This is a genomic window from Undibacterium sp. GW821-FHT11H02 (assembly GCF_058808015.1).
The window spans coordinates 1-934 of record NZ_JBXARG010000053.1 but is presented as its reverse complement, the minus strand read 5'-3'; the positions used below and the strand labels follow the sequence as shown (position 1 = coordinate 934).

Below are 934 nucleotides of genomic sequence, written 5' to 3'. Positions count from 1 at the left end.
GCTGTCGTCAGCTCGTGTCGTGAGATGTTGGGTTAAGTCCCGCAACGAGCGCAACCCTTGTCATTAGTTGCTACATTCAGTTGAGCACTCTAATGAGACTGCCGGTGACAAACCGGAGGAAGGTGGGGATGACGTCAAGTCCTCATGGCCCTTATGGGTAGGGCTTCACACGTCATACAATGGTACATACAGAGGGCTGCCAAACCGCGAGGTGGAGCTAATCCCAGAAAGTGTATCGTAGTCCGGATTGTAGTCTGCAACTCGACTACATGAAGTTGGAATCGCTAGTAATCGCGGATCAGCATGTCGCGGTGAATACGTTCCCGGGTCTTGTACACACCGCCCGTCACACCATGGGAGCGGGTTTCGCCAGAAGTAGGTAGCTTAACCGTAAGGAGGGCGCTTACCACGGCGGGGTTCGTGACTGGGGTGAAGTCGTAACAAGGTAGCCGTATCGGAAGGTGCGGCTGGATCACCTCCTTTCTAGAGTGCGCTAAATGTTGAGTGTCCACACTTATTGACTGTTAATGATAAAGAACGTAGAGGCGATGATGTCGCCAATACCGCTGTCCCGCATAGGGGGGTTTAGCTCATCTGGTAGAGCACCTGCTTTGCAAGCAGGGGGTGATCGGTTCGAGCCCGGTAACCTCCACCAATTACTTAGTGATAGGTAAATGATGGGGCTGTAGCTCAGCTGGTTAGAGCACCGTGTTGATAACGCGGGGGTCGTTGGTTCGAGCCCAACCAGCCCTACCATGAAGTGTAGGGAAGCGAAAAAAAGAAAAAACAAATGTGAGTAGCGCGAGCGCTATTGAGATTTGTTCTTTCACAGCGAAAGCAAAGTAATTAAGTTGTACCGTTCTTTAACAATTGAGAAGAAGTAAAGTAGAAATAATCAAAATTTATTTCGTAAAGGCGTTTGTCATGGAAATGA

Annotated in this window: 2 tRNA genes and 1 rRNA gene; all 3 read left to right on the top strand. The window is 49.7% G+C overall.

Annotated elements, in window-relative coordinates:
• Window positions 1-483 (top strand): 16S ribosomal RNA (locus tag AC1RR2_RS20920); the annotation flags it as partial.
• Window positions 484-579: 96 nt separating this feature from the next.
• Window positions 580-655, top strand: a tRNA-Ala gene (locus AC1RR2_RS20915).
• Between the two features lie 24 nt (window positions 656-679).
• Window positions 680-756, top strand: a tRNA-Ile gene (locus tag AC1RR2_RS20910).
• The last annotated feature ends 178 nt before the right edge of the window (window positions 757-934 follow it).